Here is an 18841-nt window from a genome sequence, read left to right on the forward strand (position 1 = left end):
AAACTGCTCCGCATGCGCATTGTTGTTCTGGCCGGTGGCATCGGCGGTGCCCGCTTCCTTCGCGGCCTCAAGCAGGCCGCGCCCGACGCGGACATCACGGTGATCGGCAACACGGGTGATGACATCCATCTGTTCGGGCTGAAGGTCTGTCCCGACCTCGACACCGTGATGTACACGCTCGGCGGTGGCATCAACGAGGAGCAGGGCTGGGGGCGGACCGACGAGACCTTCCAGGTCAAGGAGGAGCTCGCGGCGTACGGCGTGGGCCCCGGGTGGTTCGGGCTCGGCGACCGCGACTTCGCGACCCACATCGTCCGTACGCAGATGCTGGGCGCGGGCTATCCGCTGAGCGCGGTCACCGAGGCGCTCTGCGCCCGGTGGCAGCCGGGCGTGCGGCTGCTCCCCATGTCCGACGACCGGGTCGAGACGCATGTCGCCGTCGAGACGGACGGCGAGAGCAAGGCGATCCACTTCCAGGAGTACTGGGTGAAGCTGCGCGCCTCCGTCGAGGCGCGGGCGATCGTGCCGGTCGGCGCGGAGCAGGCCAAGCCGGCCCCGGGGGTGCTGGAGGCCATCGGTTCGGCCGATGTCATCGTCTTCCCGCCGTCGAATCCGGTGGTGTCGATCGGCACGATCCTCGCCGTGCCCGGGATCCGGGAGGCCATCGCCGAGGCCGGGGTGCCGGTCGTCGGCCTCTCCCCCATCGTCGGGGACGCGCCCGTGCGCGGGATGGCAGACAAGGTGCTCGCCGCGGTGGGCGTCGAGTCGACCGCCGCCGCGGTGGCCCAGCATTACGGTTCGGGGCTGCTGGACGGCTGGCTGGTGGACACGGTGGACGCGGGTGCGGTCGGGGAGGTCGAGGCGGCGGGGATCCGCTGCCGGGCGGTGCCGCTGATGATGACGGACGTGGACACGACCGCGGCGATGGCCCGGCAGGCGCTGGAGCTGGCCGAGGAGGTCCGGGCGTGAGCGGTTCTCCTGGTGGCTCCGGCGGCGGTGGTGTCGTGGCCTCCTCCGGCGGCGGTGGGGCTGTGGCTCGCGGCGGTGGTGGCGCTACGTCCGGTGACGGTGGTGTCGCGGCTTCGGGTGCGCCCTCTTTCCGGGTCTGGGCGTTGGGCGGGATTCCCGAGGTGCGCGCCGGTGACGATCTCGCCAGGCTGATCGCCGCGGCCGAGCCCGGCCTGGTCGACGGGGACATCCTGCTCGTCACCTCGAAGATCGTTTCCAAGGCCGAGGGCAGGATCGTCCGGGCCGCCGACCGCGAGGCCGCCATAGACGCCGAGACCGTACGGGTCGTGGCCCGGCGCGGGCCGCTGCGGATCGTGGAGAACCGGCAGGGTCTGGTCATGGCCGCCGCCGGGGTCGACGCCTCGAACACGCCGGCCGGGACCGTGCTGCTGCTGCCCGAGGACGCCGACGTCTCCGCCCGGGCCATCCGGGACGGGCTGCGGGACGCCCTCGGCGTGGAGGTCGGCGTCGTCGTCACGGACACCTTCGGGCGGCCCTGGCGCAACGGGCTGACCGATGTCGCGATCGGGGCCGCCGGAGTGCGGGTGCTGGACGATCTGCGCGGCGGGACGGACGCGTACGGCAATCCGCTCAGCGCCACGGTGGTGGCCACGGCGGACGAGCTGGCCGCGGCCGGGGACCTGGTCAAGGGCAAGGCGGAGGGGCTGCCGGTCGCCGTGGTACGGGGGCTGCGGCACGTGGTGCCCCCCGACGGCGAGGACTCCCCCGGCGCGCGTGCGCTCGTACGGAGTGCGGCCGACGACATGTTCCGCCTCGGGACGTCGGAGGCGGTCCGTGAAGCGGTGACACTGCGGCGTACGGTGCGCGAGTTCACCGACGAGCCCGTGGACCCGGGGGCCGTGCGGCGGGCGGTGGCCGCCGCGGTGACCGCGCCCGCCCCTCATCACACGACGCCGTGGCGGTTCGTGCTGCTGGAGTCCGCCGCGTCGCGGACCCGGTTGCTCGACGCGATGCGGGACGCGTGGATCGAGGACCTGCGGCGCGACGGCAGGAGCGAGGAGTCGATCGCCAAGCGGGTACGGCGTGGGGATGTGCTGCGCGACGCGCCGTATCTGGCGGTGCCGTGCCTGGTGATGGACGGCTCGCACACGTACGGGGACGAGCGGCGCGACACCGCGGAGCGCGAGATGTTCGTCGTCGCGGCGGGCGCGGGCGTGCAGAACTTCCTGGTGGCGCTGGCGGGTGAGCGGCTGGGGTCGGCGTGGGTGTCCTCGACGATGTTCTGCCGGTCCGTGGTGCGGGAGGTGTTGTCGCTGCCGTCGTCCTGGGATCCGTTGGGGGCGGTGGCTGTGGGGCATCCGGCGGGGGCGCCCCGGGAGCGGGGCGTTCGGGACGCGGAGGCGTTTCTCACCGTGCGGTGAGGTCCTCGAGCGCCGGACGGGCTGCGTTCGGGGCTCCGCCCCGGTCCCCGCTCCTCGAACGCCGGAGGGGCTGGAGATGCCACACCCCGGAAACGGCTACAGGTGGGTGATGTCGCCCGGGGTCATCCTCGGGGACCGGCGTTTCGGGGTGTGGCCCGAGAGCAGGATCAGGCGGGTCGCTCGGTGGCGCTGGCCCTCGTACGGGGTCAGCAGGGACAGCATCTCCTCGTCGTCCGCGTCGCGGTTGTCCGCCAGGGCGTGGCCCACGATGCCCGGGAGGTGCAGGTCGCCGACCGTGACCGCGTCCGGTGCGCCGTTCGAGCGCTGGAGGGTCTCGGCCGAGGTCCAGGGGCCGATGCCGGGGATCAGTTCCAGGCGGGTCAGTGCCTCGGGGAGGTTCATCGTCGCGGCCTCCTCCAGTCGGCGGGCCACGCGGACCGCGCGCAGGATCGTCGACGACCGCTTGGCGTCGACGTTCGCCCTGTGCCATTCCCAGGACGGGATCAGCGCCCAGCCCCGTGGGTCCGGCATGACGTGCAGGCCCAGCTCCGCGGTGGGGCCGGGCGCAGGGGTGCCGAAGCGGCGGACCAGGTGGCGCCAGGCGCGGTACGCCTCGTCCGTCGTGACCTTCTGCTCCAGGATGGACGGGATCAGCGATTCCATGACCAGGCCCGTGCGGAGGAGTCGCAGGCCCGGGCGCCGGTGGCGGGTCAGGGCCAGCAGGCGGTGGCGGGGGGCGAAGGCGTCCGGGTCGTCGTCCGCTCCCAGGAGTGCGGGGAGCCCCTCCAGCAGCCAGTCCGCGCCGGGGCCCCAGGCCGCCGCCTCGATCCGGTCGCCGCGCGCCGCGAGGCGCAGGGTGCCGGGGCCCTCGGGCGTGCGGGTGGCCCGCCAGAACGTGCCGTCCGCGACCATCCGGAACGTGGGGTCCGCCGGGCCCCGGCGCAGGGGGCCGAGGACGAGACGGAGGTCCAGCCGGCCGGGCGGGGTCCACTCCCGGGTCAGCGGCGGTCCGTCGTGCGAGGGCGAAGCCGTCGGACGCGCCGGGGCGGCAGCCTGGTGCGGCAGCGCCGCACGCGCGGTGCGGGGGGCGAATCGTCCTGCCACGGGGGCCTCGGTGTTCCTGGTGTTCTCGGTGCGGAGGGGGCGTCCCTTCGAGGGTACGGGTACGGGGCTACTGGCACGGGGCTACTGGTCCGAGGAGAAGCGGACCGAGGCGTCCGGCAGGACCGCGCCGCACCAGATCCTGATCCCGTCGCGCAGTTCGTTGTCCGCGCCCACCTGCGCCCCGTCGCCGATCACCGCGCCCACCAGCACCGTACGGTCGCCGATCCGGGCGCCGGCCCCGACCAGGGAGTCCGTGATGACCGCGCCCGCTTCCACGACCGCGTCGGCCAGGATCGTCGAGCCGTCTATTCTCGCGCCCGCGCCGATCACCGCGCCGGCGCCGACCACCGTGCCGCCGGTGAGCTTGGCGTCCGGGGCCACGGAGGCGGTCGGCAGGACCAGGCGGTCGCCGCAGCGGCCGGGGACCGCCGGGGACGGGGCGCGGCCGAGGACGAGGTCGGCGGAGCCGCGGACGAACGCGCCCGGGGTGCCGAGGTCCAGCCAGTACGTCGAGTCGACCATGCCCTGGAGGTGGGCGCCGGCGGCGAGCAGTCCGGGGAAGGTCTCGCGTTCGACGGAGACGGGACGGCCGGCCGGGATGGAGTCGATGACCGAGCGCCGGAAGATGTACGCCCCGGCGTTGATCTGGTCGGTGACGATCTCTTCCGGCGTCTGCGGCTTCTCCAGGAACGCCGAGACCCGGCCCGTCGCGTCGGTCGGCACGAGGCCGAAGGCGCGCGGGTCCTCGACCCGGGTCAGGTGGAGGGAGACATCCGCCCCGGAGACGGTGTGCGAGGTGACCAGGGCCCGGATGTCGAGCCCGGTCAGGATGTCGCCGTTGAAGATCAGGACCGGTTCGTCGGGCCCCGAGAACAACTTCGGCGCGACGTTGCGGATGGCTCCGCCGGTGCCGAGCGGTTCCTGCTCGGTGACGTACTCGATGTGCAGGCCGAGCGAGGAACCGTCGCCGAAGTGCGGTTCGAAGACCTCCGCCAGGTAGGACGTGGCGAGCACGATGTGCTCCACCCCGGCCGCCCTGGCCCGCGCCAGTTGGTGGGTGAGGAAGGGGACCCCCGCCGCCGGAACCATCGGCTTCGGGGTGTGCACCGTGAGCGGGCGCAGCCGGGTGCCTTTGCCACCGACCAGGAGGATCGCTTCTTTTGCCTCTGTCACAGCACCGTCTCTGCTTCCTGCTGGGGCCTGGCCTGGTTGTGGCTGGCCAGTCTAAGCAGACCGGTCGGAAACGCCCCGGTCAGCGGCCCTGCAGTTTGGCGGAGGTGGTCCGGGCCTTGCCGAGCTTCTTGTAGAGACGCGCTCCGGGGCATTCGGTTGCGAAGGCGTTCCGATGGCCCGAGATGACGTTCATCTTGACCCTCTTGCCCTTCGCGTACTTGCCGCTGCCGCCGGAGACGAGGGTGACCTTGCCCTTGGGGTTGGCCCCGAACAGTCCGAGCTTCCAGGCGGTGAGCTTGGAAACGGCGGTCACCGCGGCGGCGGGCGGGTTGGTGGAGGAGTACGTGCCGAGCACGGCGACCCCCATGGTGTTGGAGTTGAAGCCCAGGGTGTGGGCGCCCAGGACGGCCTTGGAGACGCCTCCGGCGCGGCCCTCGTAGATGTTCCCGCACTTGTCGACGGCGAAGTTGTACCCGAAGTCGCGCCAGCCGCTGCTCTTGACGTGGTAGCGGTAGATGCTGCGGAGCACCGAAGGGGCCTGCTTGCAGGTGTAGTTGTTGCCGGTCGCGCTGTGGTGCACGAAGGCCGCCCTGACGGACTTGGTGTACGCGAAGTTGCGCTCGCGGAGCTTCTCGTCCGCGCCCCAGCCCTTGCGGGTGACGATCTTCGGGCGGGGGCCGATGTACGGCTTCGCCCCGGCCGCGACGATCGCCGCCTCCTCCTCCGTCGCCGCCTTGGTCAGCGCGGGGATGACGGCAGCGCCGAGCGGCGCGAGGTCCGCGTTGACGGCCGAGGCCGCGGCGGATTCGACGGTGAGCGCCTCCGGCACGGCCCCCGTCGTCGTCGGCGGCACCGGGTTGCCGACGAACGCCGCCGGGGTGACGGTCCGGCCGGCGTCGGCGGCGGGTTCGGGCGCGGGGTCCTCGCCGGGGTCGACGAGTTCGAGGCGCAGCCCTTCGGGGAGCGGCACGGCGGCGGACCCGTGCCGCGGATCGGCCGCGTCCGGGCGCACGCGTACCTCCACGCCGTCCGAGTCGCCGACCCAGAGCGGGGCGGTCGCTCCACGCGCGGCTCCGGACTTCCGTTCGGCGCTGCCGAGGTCGGGGGCGTGCTCGGCGTTGTGGGTCTCGACGTCCTGCCAGTCCGACCAGCTCGTGGAGCCGGTCGCCCTGGTGCGGACCTGGACCGTGCCGTGCAGTTCGGCTTCGGCGTCGTCCCAGACCACGCCGACCAGGGAGAACGGGCGGGCCGTCCGCCGGTCCAGCCCCTGGCCGGCCGTCGCCGGGCCGCCGGAGCGGTCGGACGGTGCGGCGAGGGGTTCCAGGGGCAGGGACTGCGTCGAGCCCGCGGGCGCGGCCGCACGGGTCTCGCCCGTGCGCGGCGGGGCCGCTTCGGGGACTTCGCGCGCGCCCCCTTCGTTCGTTTCGTTCCCCTGATTCGCTTCGTCCACTGCGTTCGCTTTGTGGGGGGCGGCTTCGATCCGGGCCGACGGCGGGCCCGACCCGGGCGACTCGGGGGCCGGGGAAGGAGGCCGGGCCGAGGCGGAGTGAGCGGCCGGGGTGGACAGGGCGGGGGCGGCGAGCGGCAGGGTGAGGGCTGCCGCGCAGGTGACGCCGACTGAGGTGACCAATAGTGCACGCATACGCATGATCCTGGCCATATGGTCAGGAGTCCGGCGACCCGGGCATCGGCCCCGGCGTGACGCGCCGTCGGCCGAACCGGTGTACGTGACACCCGTTCAGCCCGCCCCGCACAGCGGCCCCGCGTACGCTTGCGCGGATGAACTCCAGCGACCGCACCCCTGCCGACCTGCTGCGATCCGCGCTCGCCGCGGACCCGGCCCGCCCCCTGGTCACCTTCTACGACGACGCCACCGGAGAACGCGTCGAACTGTCGGTGGCCACCTTCGCCAATTGGGTGGCCAAGACCGCCAATCTGCTCCAGGGCGACCTCGCGGCGGAGCCGGGCGACCGGATCGCCCTGCTGCTCCCCGCGCACTGGCAGTCCGCGGTCTGGCTGCTCGCCTGCTCCTCCGTCGGGGTCGTCGCCGACGTCCAGGGCGACCCGGCCGCCGCCGATCTCGTCGTGACCGGCCCGGAGAGCCTGGAGCGGGCGCGGGCCTGCCGGGGCGAGCGCGTCGCCCTCGCCCTGCGTCCGCTGGGTGGCCGGTTCCCGCGGGCGCCCGAGGGGTTCGCGGACTACGCGGTGGAGGTGCCGAGCCAGGGGGACCGTTTCGCACCCTTCGCCCCGGTGGACCCGGACGCGCCCGCGCTGGCGGTCGGCGGGGTCGAGCTGACGGGGGCGCAGCTCGTCGCCCGGGCCCGCGAGGACGCCGACGCCCTCGGACTCGTACCGGGGTCCCGGCTGCTCACCGGGCGTACGTACGACACCTGGGAAGGCCTGAGCGCCGGACTGTTCGCGCCACTGGCGGCCGGCGGGTCCGTGGTGCTCTGCCGTCACCTCGGGCAGCTCGACGCGGAGGGGCTGGCCCAGCGGACCGAGAGCGAGCGGGTCACCAACACCGCGGTATGACAAGCACCCTGAGGTGCACTCGTCCGGCCCACTGCGGGCCGAGTCCTCGGGAATCGGCTCCGGAGCGGGTAGATGATCGGGCGGTACAGACCACTCTCCTGGCCGTGCACAACCAAGCGTGAGTTTCAGCCGTCTACTCCTGCGACCGGCGGCCCCTCGCGCCGCCGAACGTGAAGGATGGACGCAGACGTGACCGACAGTGCTGGCCCGCCGTCCGACCCGGACCACCCGGCCGGGGACAAGTCGCAGGGCGGGTCGCAGGAGGAGTCCGGACCCGGAGGCGTGACCCCCGGGGGCGGGACCCCCGGGGGCGGGACACCGACGGCCGGGGACGCCCAGGAGTCCGCGGAAACCCCTCGGGCGTCGGAATCCCCTCAGGCCTCGGAGGACTCGGCGGCCGCGAAGGGGACCCCGGCCGCCGGCGAGCCCGCGCCCGAGATCCAGGCGGGCGCCGAGCCCGGCCCCGACCCCGGCCCCGAGCCTGCCGAGGCCAGTAGCGGCGGGAGTGCCGGGGACGGTGACGGCCTGCCCGAGGCCGGGGGCGGCGACGGCGTGGGGACCTGGGCCGACCGGTCCACGGACGGCGGTGGCGCCCGCAAGGGCCACTGGCTCCGCTGGACCGCGCTCGCCGCCTCGTTCGTCGTGCTGGTCGCCGCGGGCGTGGGCTGGTGGATGTACCAGAAGCTCGACGGGAACATCACCACCGACACGAGCGCAGCCGCCGAGCTCAAGGCGTACGAGAAGGAACGGCCGACCCCGGTCGTCATGGACGCCCGGAACATCCTGCTCATCGGGTCCGACAGCCGGGCCGGGGACAACAGCGAGTACGGCCGGGACGAGGGCGGCAGCCAGCGCTCCGACACCACGATCCTGCTGCACCTGGCGGCGGACCGGAAGAGCGCGACCGCCGTGTCCCTCCCCCGCGACCTGATGGTGGAGATCCCCGGCTGCCGCACCTCGGACGGCAAGGAGACGCGGGAGCGGTTCACCCAGTTCAACACGGCGTTCGAGCTCGGCGGCACCGCCTGCACGATCCGCACCGTGGAACGGATGACCGGGATCCGCGTCGATCACCACATGGTCGTCGACTTCAACGGCTTCAAGGAGATGGTCGACGCCGTGGACGGGGTCGAGATCTGCCTCAAGGAGCCGATCGACGACAAGGACGCACACCTGGAACTCCCGGCCGGTCGGCAGACGCTGAACGGCGAGGAGGCCCTCGGCTACGTACGGGCGCGCAAGACCCTCGGCGACGGCAGCGACACCGAACGCATGGAGCGCCAGCAGCAGTTCCTGGGCGCCCTGGTGAACAAGATGCAGAGCAACGGCGTGCTGCTCAACCCGACGCGCCTCTACCCGGTGCTGGACGCGGCGACCAAGTCGCTGACCACGGACCCGGGTCTTGACTCGCTGCGCGACCTGTACGACCTGGTGCGCGGGATGCGCAACGTCCCGACCGAGCAGGTGCAGTTCCTGACCGTGCCCCGGCAGCCGTACCGCAACAACGCGAACCGGGACGAACTCGTCGAACCGGATGCGGGCGACCTGTTCGAGCAACTCCGCGAGGACCGGCCCGTCGCCGTGGTCCCGGCCGACGAACTCAAGGAAGCACAGCGGGACCAGGAAGGGAAGCAGGACGGGAAACCGGACGACACCGGGTCCGAGAGCCCGACGCCCACACCCACGTATTCGGGTTCGAGCGCGGCCGACGACCTGTGCAAGCAGTAAAGCAATTGCCAAGACATAGAGCGCAATCGACGCCTAATGGGAAGAATGCCCAGTTGTAAGGGGCGTGGAATGTGTCACGCACGTCGCTCGACGCGGAATCGGCCGGATAGTGTGACGCGATCCGGTGCTTCCGGCCGTCAGGTCGTGCACTGCTGGAGCGAAGGAACGAGCGCCTTGCCGGGGGAGGGCGCCTCGCGTGGCACCGACGGAGGACGCAGGCAACCGTGGACGCGCACAGTCGTGGACGGGCGGACGATATCGACCCCGCCGACCAGTGGGTACTCAACCCGCACACCGGTAATTACGAATTGCGACTGGATCACTCCACTGGGGAGTCGAGCAGCCCTTCGCGTACGGCTACGGCCGAGGGAACCGGTCGCCGGGGCGACTCCCGGACCGGTTCGTCCCGCGAGGGTTCGGGACGCCGCGGCGCCGGTACGCGTGAGGGCGAGGACGCCCCGGACGGGCCGCGCCGCGGGGTGCCCGGCCAGCGCAGCCGTCGCAGCTCCCAGGGGGGACGCGGGTCCGCCGAACCGCCCGCGCCCGGCCGTCGGAAGCGCAAGCCGCAGAAGTCGCGCAAGAAGAAGGCGTTGCTGTGGACGGGCGGGGTCATGGCGTTCGTCGTGGTCGCCGGTTCGGCCGGGGCGTACCTGCTGTACCAGAAGCTCAACGGGAACATCGACGCCATCGACGTGGGTGACGCCGGCAGCAAGAACGTCGTCACCGACGGCCCGATGAACATCCTGATCATCGGCACCGACAAGCGCACCGGCAAGGGCAACGAGGGGTACGGCGACAAGGGCAGCGAGGGCCACGCCGACACCACCATCCTGTTCCACGTCTCCGAGGACCGGACCAACGCGACGGCGATGAGCATCCCGCGCGACCTGATGACCGAGATCCCCGAGTGCGAGTCGAAGAACGAGGACGGCACCTCCACGGTCATCCCCGGCACCCCGAACCAACGGTTCAACACCAGCCTCGGCCAGAACGGCCGTAACCCCGGCTGCACCATGAAGACGGTCGAGAACATCACCGGGGTCAAGCCCCACCACTTCATGATGGTCGACTTCAACGCGGTCAAGTCCCTGACGTCGGCGGTCGGCGGCGTCAAGGTCTGCATGGCGAAGCCGGTCGACGACCCGAAGTCGCATCTGAAGCTGCCCCAGGGCGAGTCGAAGGTGCAGGGCGAGCAGGCACTGGCCCTGCTGCGCACCCGGGACAGCTTCGGCAACCGGAGCGACCTCGACCGGATCAAGGTGCAGCAGCAGTTCCTCGGCTCCATGATCCGCGAGATGAAGTCGAGCGACACCCTGACCAACCCGAAGAAGCTGTACTCGCTGGCCGACGCGGCCACGAAGGCGCTGACCGTCGACACGGCCATCGGCGACGCGACGAAGCTGATGACGCTGGCCGAGGAGATCGGCAAGGTCGACACGAAGAACATCAGCTTCCTCACGATGCCGGTCATAGACAACCCGGCCGAGCCGAAGCCCGTCACCGTGGTCGTGGACCCGGTCAAGGGCGAGCAGCTCTTCGCGATGATGCGCTCCGACACCTCGCTGACCGAGGTGAAGCAGAAGGAGAAGGCCGCCAAGGGCAAGCAGGCGGCCCTGCTCAAGGGCCCGAAGGCCGAGGCGGCCGACGTACGCGTGGACGTCCTCAACGGCGGTGAGATCCCCGGCGCGGCGGGCTCGACCGTCACCTGGCTCCAGAACGAGCAGGGGGTGCTGAAGTCGACCAACAAGGCCAACGCACCCGAGAAGATCAAGAAGACGACACTGGAGTACGCGCCCAACCAGGCCGATCAGGCCCGGGCGCTCGCCGAGATGATGGGGCTTCCCGCAACGGCCATGAAGCAGGGCACCACCGACGCCGAGGGACTTCAGGCGATGGTGCTCACGCTGGGGGCGGACTTCAAGGGCGCGGGCCAGCTCATCACCGGACCGGCGAAGCCGCCGAAGGACATCGAGAAGGCAAGCGCCGACAAGGCGGTATGCGCCCAGTGACACCGGGTCACCGCGCCGCAGCGGAAATCTGAACAGCATGGGGGGTCCGGTGGGACGGAGCAGCACGCCCGGGGAGAGAACGCGGTCACGCGTCCGCCGCGCCGATCGGCCCGGCCGGGACGGGAGCCCGCACGAGGGCGAAGGGCCGGGCGAGGGCGGCGGGCCGGGGGGCCGTGCGGAGCCAGGTGGCCGTGGGGCGCCGGGGGGCGGCCGTCGGGCGACCAGGGGCAGGGGCGGGAACGGCGGCGGCGCCCGGGCGCGCAGCAGCCGACGTGCGCCCAAGAGCGCCAAGCGGCGGGTGCTGCGCTGGAGCGCCTCCGTACTCTCGGTGCTCATACTCGCCACCGGCGGCGCCGGTTATCTCTACTACGAGCACCTCAACGGCAACATCAAGAAGGAGGATCTGACCCTCGGCGACAAGCAGATGGCCGATCACAAGGCCAACGCCGCCGGTCAGACCCCGCTCAACATCCTGCTCATCGGCTCCGACGCCCGGGACTCCAAGGCCAACCAGAAGCTGGGCGGGGCGAAGGAGACGTTCGGCGCACCGCCGCTGGCCGATGTGCAGATGCTGCTGCACATCTCCGCGGACCGCAGCAACCTCTCCGTGATCAGCATGCCGCGCGACACCATGCTGAAGATGCCCAAGTGCACGGCCCCGGACGGCGAGGTCTTCCCCGCCAGTACCACGGACGTACAGACCAACCAGAGCCTGGGTCGCGGTGGTCCGGGGTGCACGGTGGCCACCTGGTACGAGCTGACCGGCATCAGGATCGACCACTTCATGATGATCGACTTCGCCGGTGTGGTGTCGATGGCCGACGCGATCGGCGGTGTCCCGGTCTGTGTCGACGCCAACATCAACTCCCGTGGCCGGGACGGCAAGGGCTCCGGGCTGAAGCTGGAGAAGGGCACCACCTACGTCAAGGGCGAGCAGGCTCTCCAGTGGCTGCGCACCCGGTACGGCTTCGAGGACAACACCGACCTGGGGCGGGCGAAGGCCCAGCACCAGTACATGAACGCGATGGTCCGCCAACTGCGCAAGGGCACCAAACTCACCGACCCGGCGAAGCTGATGAACCTCGCCGAGGCGGCCACGAACGCGCTGACGGTCGACAAGGGCCTCGACACGGTCAAAAAGCTCTACGACCTGGCCGAGGAGTTCAAGAAGGTCCCCACGAAGCGCATCACGATGTCGACCATGCCCAACGTGTACGGCACCGGCACGAACAACGGCCGGGTCTACCCGAAGGCGGGCGACGCGGAGCAGCTGTTCCGGATGGTCCGCGACGACGTCCCGCTGGACGGCAAGGCCTCCAAGCGGAAGAAGCCGGAGGCGACGAAGGACCCGTCGGCGCCGGTCGGCGAGATCGCCGTCGCCGTGCGGAACGGGACCGCCACGGACGCGCTCGGGCCCGCTTCGGGGCGCGCCGGTGACGTGATGGAGCAGCTGAAGGAGGCGGGCTTCGCGAAGGCCACCGTCGACCCGGGCAACGTGACCGGGGCGGCGCGGACGGCGATCCTGTATCCGAGCGCGGATCTGGAGGGCGACGCGCAGGCGGTCGCCAAGGCGCTCGGGGTTCCGCTGTCCCAGGTGAAGAAGTCCACGGACGTCTCGGGGATCTCGTTCGCCGTGGGCGCGGACTGGCGCGAGGACGGGGCCTACCCGGTGTCCAAGGGCAAGGAGAAGACCCCGGAGTCGGCGGGCGCCCTCAACGGCGACGACGACAAGGCCTGCATGAAGGTGAACCCGAACTACACCTGGTGACGCCGTGACGACACCTGTACGCGAAGGGCCGCACCGCCGAGCGGTGCGGCCCTTCCGTTCTGACGCGTAAGGCTGCGGGGGTCTGTCGCGTACCCCCGTGGCGGGGCCTGTCGCGTACCCGGGGCGGGGCCTGTCGCGTACGCCCGCCGGGACGGGTACGCCTGCCGGGTCAGACGGTCTCGCTGCTGCCGTTCATCGCCGGGCGGCGGCTCGCGATGACCCGCTTGGCCAGCGACCGGGGGCTCGTGAGGAAGCCGAAGCCCCAGCACATGTGCATCGTCGCCAGCGCCACGGGGATCTGTGCGCGGGCCTTCAGCGAGAGGCCCTTGCCCGCGGGCAGCGACCCGGCGACGATCGCGGCCACGTAACCGCCGGGGACGACCAGGGCCCACGGGGTGACGGCCGCGCCCAGGACCAGGCCCGCCGCGATGGCGACGACGGCGGTCGGCGGGGCCAGGTAGCGGAGGTTGATCGAGCCGGAGTGGTAGCGGGCCACGACGTGGCGCCAGCGGCCGTAGTCCTTGTACTGCTTGGCGAGGGCCTTCACCGTGGGGCGCGGGCGGTACTGGACCTTCAGCTCGGGCGAGAACCAGATCAGCCCGCCGGCCTCGCGGATACGGAAGTTCAGCTCCCAGTCCTGCGCGCGGATGAACTCGACGTTGTAGCCGTCGGCCCGCTCCAGGGCCTCGCGGCGGAAGACGCCCAGGTAGACGGTCTCGGCCGGGCCCGCCTGGCCGCCGGTGTGGAAGGCGGCGTTGCCGACGCCGATCTTCGAGGTCATCGCGGCGGCGACGGCGTCCTCCCAGGCGTTCTCGCCCTCGGCGTGCATGATGCCACCGACGTTCTGAGCGCCGGTCTCCTCCAGGAGGCGGACGGCGGTCGCGATGTAGTTCGGCGAGAGCATGCCGTGGCCGTCGACCCGTACGACGACGGGGTGGCGGGAGGCCTTGATCGCCGCGTTGAGGGCGGCGGGGGTGCGGCCGGTGGGGTTGGGCACGGTGTGGACCCGGGGGTCCTCGGCGACCAGCTCGGCGGCGATCTCGTCCGTACGGTCGGCGGAGGGGCCGAGCGCGATCACGACCTCCATCTCACCGGGGTACTCCTGCTCCAGGATGTGCCGGACCGAGTTCCTGAGATGACGTTCCTCGTTGAGCACCGGCATGATCACGGAGACGGCGGGGTACTGCGCGGCAGACATGTGGTCCTCGGGTGGTCCTCGGGGGCGCCGGGGGGTGTCGCACCGCGGGAGGCGGGCGCCCCGGGAGGCGTCGCTATTCGGCCGCCACGTTACCGCGAATGGGGGATACCGGTGCGCGCCGCCGGGTCGCGGGCCGGGGAGGAGATCGTATGGGCCTACCGTGCGATGGTCCCCTTGCACCGCAGAGGTGTCTCCCTTGCACCCCGGAGGTGTCTCCCCGTGCCCGCACCGCAGCGCCCGCCGCGTCCCCGCCCCGCTCCCCCGCGCCACCGTCCGCCGCAGGGCACACGGCCGGTCCGCCCCCGCAAGCAGGACGAGCGGCCGCGCTGGGGCATGCGGGTGGCCACGGGTCTGTCGGTGCTGGTGCTGGGGGCAGGCGGGATCGGGCACGCCGTGGTGAGCAGCCTGGAGAGCGGCATCGGCCGGGTCGATCCGTTCAAGGACATGAAGAACCGCCCCCAGGGGGGCCACGGCACGAATCTGCTGCTCGTCGGCACCGACGGCCGGGACACGATCACCGAGGCCGAGAGGAAGAAGTACCGGCTCGGCGGTGCGCCCTGCCACTGCACCGACACGATCATGCTGGTCCATCTGTCGGCCGACCGGCAGCGGGCGAGCGTCGTGAGCCTCCCCCGGGACAGTTACGCCGAGATGCCCGCCCACACCGACCGCACCACGGGCAAGCGCCACGCGAGCCACCCGGTGAAGCTGAACGCCGCGTATGCGGAGGGGGGGCCCACGCTGACCGTGCGGACGGTCGAGAACATGACCAAGGTCAAGATCGACCACTATCTGGAGGTCGACTTCACCAGCTTCATGAAGACGGTCGACGCGGTGGGCGGGGTCAAGATCTGTACGGCGCGGCCGATGAAGGACGCGTACACCGGGCTGAACCTCCCCGCGGGCACTCATGAGCTGGACGGCGGCCAGGCGCTCCAGTACGTACGCTCCCGCCATGTGGACGTGGCCTCCGACCTGGGCCGGATGGAACGCCAGCAGAAGTTCGTGGCGGCGCTGATCAAGCAGGCGACGAGCAGCGGAGTGCTGCTGAACCCGGTGAAGTTCCAGCAGGTCTCCGCCTCGGCGCTCGGTTCGGTCCGGGCCGACAAGGGCTTCGGTACGGAGCAGATGCTGGCGCTCGGCAAGGCGATGAAGCACTTCGGTCCGGCCTCGTCGGAGTTCGCCTCCGTGCCCATCGGCAACCCCAGTTTCCCGGTCGAGGGCATCGGCTCGACGGTGCGGTGGGACGCGAAGAAGGCGAAGAAGCTGTTCCAGGCGCTGCGCGAGGACAAGCCGCTGGCCCCCTCGAAGCCGAAGCCCGCGGCCGGTCCGGAGAAGCCTCCGGCCACGCTCGTGGACGTGGCGCCGAAGGAGATCCGGGTGCAGGTCTACAACGGGACCCCGAAGGCCGGTCTCGGCCGGACGGTGGACGAGGCGCTGCGGGCGACCGGCTTCACCACCACCGAGGCCCCGCTCAACGGGGAGGTGCGGGAGCTGGAACGGACGCTCGTGGAGTACGACCCGCGCTGGGACCGGTCGGCGAAGTCCCTGGCCACGGCGCTGCCCGGGAGCGAACTGAAGGCAGTGAAGGGCCAGGGCCCGCAGCTGAAGGTGACGGTGGGCTCGGACTTCACGAAGGTGCGGCGGGTGAAGGCGGAGAGCCGCGAGACGGGCGAGTTCTCCACGGTGACGGGCGACGAGGTGGTCTGCCCGTAGGGCGCGTGCGAAGCCGCTCGCGGAGGCCCTTGAAGGACTCTCGCGACCTCAGTCGTCGATGCCGTCGGCGGCGCGCTTCTCGCGGAGCTCCTTGATCGCCCGGCGACGGGCGAGCCGGTGGGTGCGCCGGATCTGCGCCTCCTGATAGCGCCGGTTGTCGCGCTCGGTCTCGGGGATCACCGGCGGTACGCGGCGCGGCTTGCCGTCACCGTCCACGGCGGCGAAGACCAGATAGGCGCTGCCGACCTGCTGGGCGGGGGTCGACTCGTTCCAGCGTTCGGCCATGACCCGGACGCCGACCTCCATCGAGGAGCGGCCGGTCCAGTTGACCTGTGCGCGTACGTGAACGAGGTCACCGACCCTGACCGGCTCCAGGAAGACCATCTCGTCCATCGAAGCGGTCACCGCGGGCCCGCCGGAGTGCCGGCCGGCCACCGCGCCGGCGGCATCGTCGACCAGTTTCATGATCACGCCACCGTGCACCGTGCCGAGGAGGTTGGTGTCGCTGCCGGTCATGATGTGGCTGAGGGTGGTCCGGGACGCCGCGGTCGGCTTGCCCGGAATCTCGCCCTCCGGGCGGGTGGCCTGATCTGTCATACAGTCCACCTTATGCGGGGACCCGCGCCCCGCGGAATGCATCAGGTTCGCAACAGCCCTGGTGCGATTTCCCTTACACCCTGTAATAGCTGTGGGCCGGGACGGCACACTGTCCGGATGAACGATTGGCCCGATCGACGGACCGGCGACCGCAGCGAACGCTACGGACGGGGCAGTGCCAACCCCCAGCCCGAGAGTGCGCGGGCGATGCCGCACATCCAGCGTCGCCCCGCCCCGCAGAGGCCGTCGGCGCCGCCGCAGAGGCCTCAGGTACCGCAGCAGGGTCAGGGATACGACGACCGCTACGGCAACAGCCCCGACGCCGGGTACGACAGCGGCTACAACACGGGCCAGGTCTACGGCTCGGGCGGCGGGTCGGACGGCCGGGGTGGCGGAGGCGGTCGTCGCGGCGGCGGTGACGGGGGTTACGTCCACGGCCGCCCGGCCCCGGACTGGGGCCGCCGGATCAAGCTCGGCGCGCTGACCCTGGTGGTCGTGGTGCTCGCGGTCTCGATCTCGACGTACTTCTGGGCCGACTCGAAGCTGAAGCGCGAGGTCGACCTCGCCAAGGTCATCGAGCGCCCGGAGTCCGGCGACGGCACGAACTACCTGATCGTCGGGTCGGACAGCCGCGAGGGCATGTCGGCCGAGGAGAAGAAGCGGCTGCGCACCGGTTCCGCCGAGGGCAAGCGGACCGACTCGATGATGATCCTGCACGACGGCTCCAACGGTCCGACGCTGATCTCGCTGCCGCGCGACTCCAACGTCGAGATCCCGTCCTTCGTGGGGTCCGAGTCCGGGAAGAAGTTCCAGGGCGCCGGCCGGCAGGTGAAGCTGAATGCCGCCTACGCCGAGGACGGTCCCGAACTGCTGGTGCGCACGGTGGAGTTCAACACCGGACTCCACATCGACCACTACGTCGAGATCGGCTTCGGCGGCTTCGCGAAGATCGTGGACGCGATCGGCGGAGTCGAGCTGGACATCCCGAAGGCCTTCAAGGACAAGAAGTCCGGGGCCGACTTCCAGGCCGGCAAGCAGACGCTGAACGGCGAGCAGTCCCTCGCCTTCGTCCGGACCCGCTACGCGCTGCCGGGCAGCGACCTGGACCGTACGAAGAACCAGCAGAAGTTCCTCGCCGCGCTGGCGAGCCAGACGGCGACCCCGGGCACGATCATCAACCCGTTCAAGCTGTACCCGACGATGGGCGCGGGCCTGGACACGCTGATCGTGGACAAGGACATGTCGCTCTGGGCGCTGGGCAACATGTTCTTCGCGATGAAGGGCGTCACGGGCGGCGACGGCACGTCGATGAACATGCCGATCTCGGGCAGCGTCAACGGGAACCTGGTCTGGGACAAGGCCAAGGTGAAGCAGTTGGTGGAGCAGCTCAACAACGACGAGAAGGTCACGGTCAAGGGCGACTGAGCCTGCGGGCAGAGCCGTTGAAGGGCGTCGGGCTGTTGCCCGGCGCCCTTCTTCCGTCTGCGGGGCCGCCTACGAGCCGTTGGAGATGTTCCCCTTCTCGTCCATGAGGGGGTGGATCCGGGAGGGGCCGTAGTCGTCCACGTCGGACGGGCGCGACTTCTCCGGCCCGTCCGGCCCGATCCGCATCACACGCTCGACCCGGACCACCTCGTACCGGCGCCCCCGCACCACGAGTTCGTTGGGCCTCCGACGCGCGGTGAACTTCTTCGCGGCCCGCGCGTGGAGGGCCGCCTCCTTCTCGTCCACCTTCATCCAGGCGGGCAGCTCCGGCATGTCCGGCAGATCCGGCAGTTGGGGAACGGGCCTGGTGAGGTGGTGGACGAGGGCGCGGCGGGCGCCCTGCGGGGTCGAGTACTGCCCGGTCACCATCGACCAGGTCAACTCCTTCCGCTCCACCACCCGGAACGTCGTCGGGAGGAGCACGACTCCGGGGTGGGTGGACAACGCCCGCCGGGAGTCGGCCCGTACGTCCTCGGGGAAGCGGGCGGCGGTGTAGGAGAGCCCCAGCAGCCCGGCCCGGTCGATCCCCTCGGTCAGCCCGACGGCGGCCGCGTGGTCGACCACGAAGCCCTCGGTGCGGCAGGGGTCGGGCGCGTCCAGATCCCAGCTGTCCTCGTCCGGGTCGGTGGCCCGGGGCGGCTCCAGACGGTCGCCGCCGATCCGGGCGAACTCGTCGGCCCGCACGACCCGGTAGCGGACGCCGTCCGCCGACACCTCGTCGGTCGCCTCGACCTCCAGCCGTGCCACGGCGTCGAGCAGGGACCTCCGCACCGCCGGGTCCTCGGTGTCGTCCCTCGCCCTGAACCAGAGGAGCGAGTTGAGCTCGTCCCGGGCCATCTGCGGGAAGCCGCAGTCCAGTTCGCCCAGCAGCCGCCAGCGCGGCCGGTCTCCGCGCCGCTGCTCGGCAAGCCCGAACAAGGGCCCCCGGACCACGATGTTCGGGTACTTGCGGACCGAGGCGAACGCGTCCGCCTCGGTGACCTCGGAGACCGGGTCGTCGTGACGGGTGACGTTGATCGTGAGGTGATCCGGCGGTTTCCCCGAGTGAGCGTTCATGTACTCAGTGTGCCGAAGGGGGCGTGCCGGTGTCAGGGGTTTCCGCCGCAAAGGGCTTGTGCCGACCGGAGTCCACGCCGCCGAG

The 18841-nt window shown here is 71.4% G+C and carries 14 protein-coding genes; 8 read left to right on the forward strand and 6 right to left on the reverse strand.

The genetic code is table 11. The features are described 5' to 3' along the window. Positions 1-12: 12 nt before the first annotated feature. A complete protein-coding gene (gene cofD / locus ACH4RG_RS22565; RefSeq protein WP_397925973.1) occupies positions 13-969 on the forward strand; it encodes a 2-phospho-L-lactate transferase in 957 nt (318 codons plus the stop codon). Positions 970-1031: 62 nt separating this feature from the next. Then, positions 1032-2390 (forward strand): coenzyme F420-0:L-glutamate ligase, encoded by a 1359-nt coding sequence (locus ACH4RG_RS22570; protein ID WP_397926001.1) that lies wholly within the window; start codon positions 1032-1034, stop codon positions 2388-2390. A 96-nt stretch (positions 2391-2486) separates the two neighbouring features. Here the strand turns inward: ACH4RG_RS22570 and ACH4RG_RS22575 are convergent, their stop codons facing one another. The 3 genes from ACH4RG_RS22575 to ACH4RG_RS22585 all read right to left on the reverse strand — a co-directional run bounded on the left by ACH4RG_RS22575 (position 2487) and on the right by ACH4RG_RS22585 (position 6309). Next, entirely contained in the window at positions 2487-3494 is a 1008-nt protein-coding gene (locus tag ACH4RG_RS22575; protein WP_397925971.1) for a DNA-3-methyladenine glycosylase family protein, read from the reverse strand. 81 nt (positions 3495-3575) lie between these two features. Next, positions 3576-4667 (reverse strand): sugar phosphate nucleotidyltransferase, encoded by a 1092-nt coding sequence (locus ACH4RG_RS22580; protein ID WP_397925969.1) that lies wholly within the window; start codon positions 4665-4667, stop codon positions 3576-3578. Between the two features lie 79 nt (positions 4668-4746). Further along, positions 4747-6309, reverse strand: coding sequence for an N-acetylmuramoyl-L-alanine amidase (locus ACH4RG_RS22585; protein ID WP_397928206.1), 1563 nt, complete (start codon positions 6307-6309; stop codon positions 4747-4749). A gap of 137 nt (positions 6310-6446) precedes the next feature. Here ACH4RG_RS22585 and ACH4RG_RS22590 point away from each other — a divergent pair, with 137 nt between their 5' ends. The 4 genes from ACH4RG_RS22590 to ACH4RG_RS22605 all read left to right on the forward strand — a co-directional run bounded on the left by ACH4RG_RS22590 (position 6447) and on the right by ACH4RG_RS22605 (position 12704). Then, positions 6447-7199, forward strand: a complete 753-nt coding sequence (locus ACH4RG_RS22590) for a TIGR03089 family protein (protein ID WP_398540045.1) — start codon at positions 6447-6449, stop codon at positions 7197-7199. Positions 7200-7376: 177 nt separating this feature from the next. Beyond that, positions 7377-8927, forward strand: a complete 1551-nt coding sequence (locus ACH4RG_RS22595; protein ID WP_398540046.1) for an LCP family protein — start codon at positions 7377-7379, stop codon at positions 8925-8927. 224 nt (positions 8928-9151) lie between these two features. Continuing rightward, the gene (locus ACH4RG_RS22600) at positions 9152-10936 is read left to right on the forward strand and encodes an LCP family protein (protein ID WP_397925961.1); all 1785 of its coding nucleotides are present in this window, start codon (positions 9152-9154) and stop codon (positions 10934-10936) included. 37 nt (positions 10937-10973) lie between these two features. Beyond that, positions 10974-12704 carry an LCP family protein gene (locus tag ACH4RG_RS22605; RefSeq protein ID WP_397925959.1) on the forward strand — a complete coding sequence of 577 codons (1731 nt, stop codon included), beginning with the start codon at positions 10974-10976 and terminating at the stop codon, positions 12702-12704. A 169-nt stretch (positions 12705-12873) separates the two neighbouring features. On the opposite strand, the gene ACH4RG_RS22610 is transcribed toward ACH4RG_RS22605, so the two are convergent. Then, positions 12874-13902 (reverse strand): glycosyltransferase family 2 protein, encoded by a 1029-nt coding sequence (locus ACH4RG_RS22610; RefSeq protein ID WP_397925957.1) that lies wholly within the window; start codon positions 13900-13902, stop codon positions 12874-12876. 333 nt (positions 13903-14235) lie between these two features. Between ACH4RG_RS22610 and ACH4RG_RS22615 the strand changes: the two genes are divergently transcribed. Then, positions 14236-15618, forward strand: a complete 1383-nt coding sequence (locus tag ACH4RG_RS22615; protein WP_397925999.1) for an LCP family protein — start codon at positions 14236-14238, stop codon at positions 15616-15618. Between the two features lie 48 nt (positions 15619-15666). Here the strand turns inward: ACH4RG_RS22615 and ACH4RG_RS22620 are convergent, their stop codons facing one another. Continuing rightward, on the reverse strand, positions 15667-16215 hold the full coding sequence (locus ACH4RG_RS22620) for an acyl-CoA thioesterase (RefSeq protein WP_018961270.1): 549 nt from the start codon (positions 16213-16215) through the stop codon (positions 15667-15669). A gap of 117 nt (positions 16216-16332) precedes the next feature. On the opposite strand from ACH4RG_RS22620, the gene ACH4RG_RS22625 reads away from it, so the two are divergent. Further along, positions 16333-17640 (forward strand): LCP family protein, encoded by a 1308-nt coding sequence (locus tag ACH4RG_RS22625; RefSeq protein WP_398540047.1) that lies wholly within the window; start codon positions 16333-16335, stop codon positions 17638-17640. A 69-nt stretch (positions 17641-17709) separates the two neighbouring features. Here ACH4RG_RS22625 and ACH4RG_RS22630 read toward each other — a convergent pair whose 3' ends face one another. After that, complete coding sequence (locus ACH4RG_RS22630; protein WP_397925953.1) at positions 17710-18756, reverse strand: DUF5954 family protein; 1047 nt, start codon at positions 18754-18756, stop codon at positions 17710-17712. Positions 18757-18841: the final 85 nt, after the last annotated feature.

The sequence above is a fragment of the Streptomyces sp. NPDC021019 genome (genome assembly GCF_044333295.1).
Classification (GTDB): Bacteria; Actinomycetota; Actinomycetes; order Streptomycetales; family Streptomycetaceae; genus Streptomyces.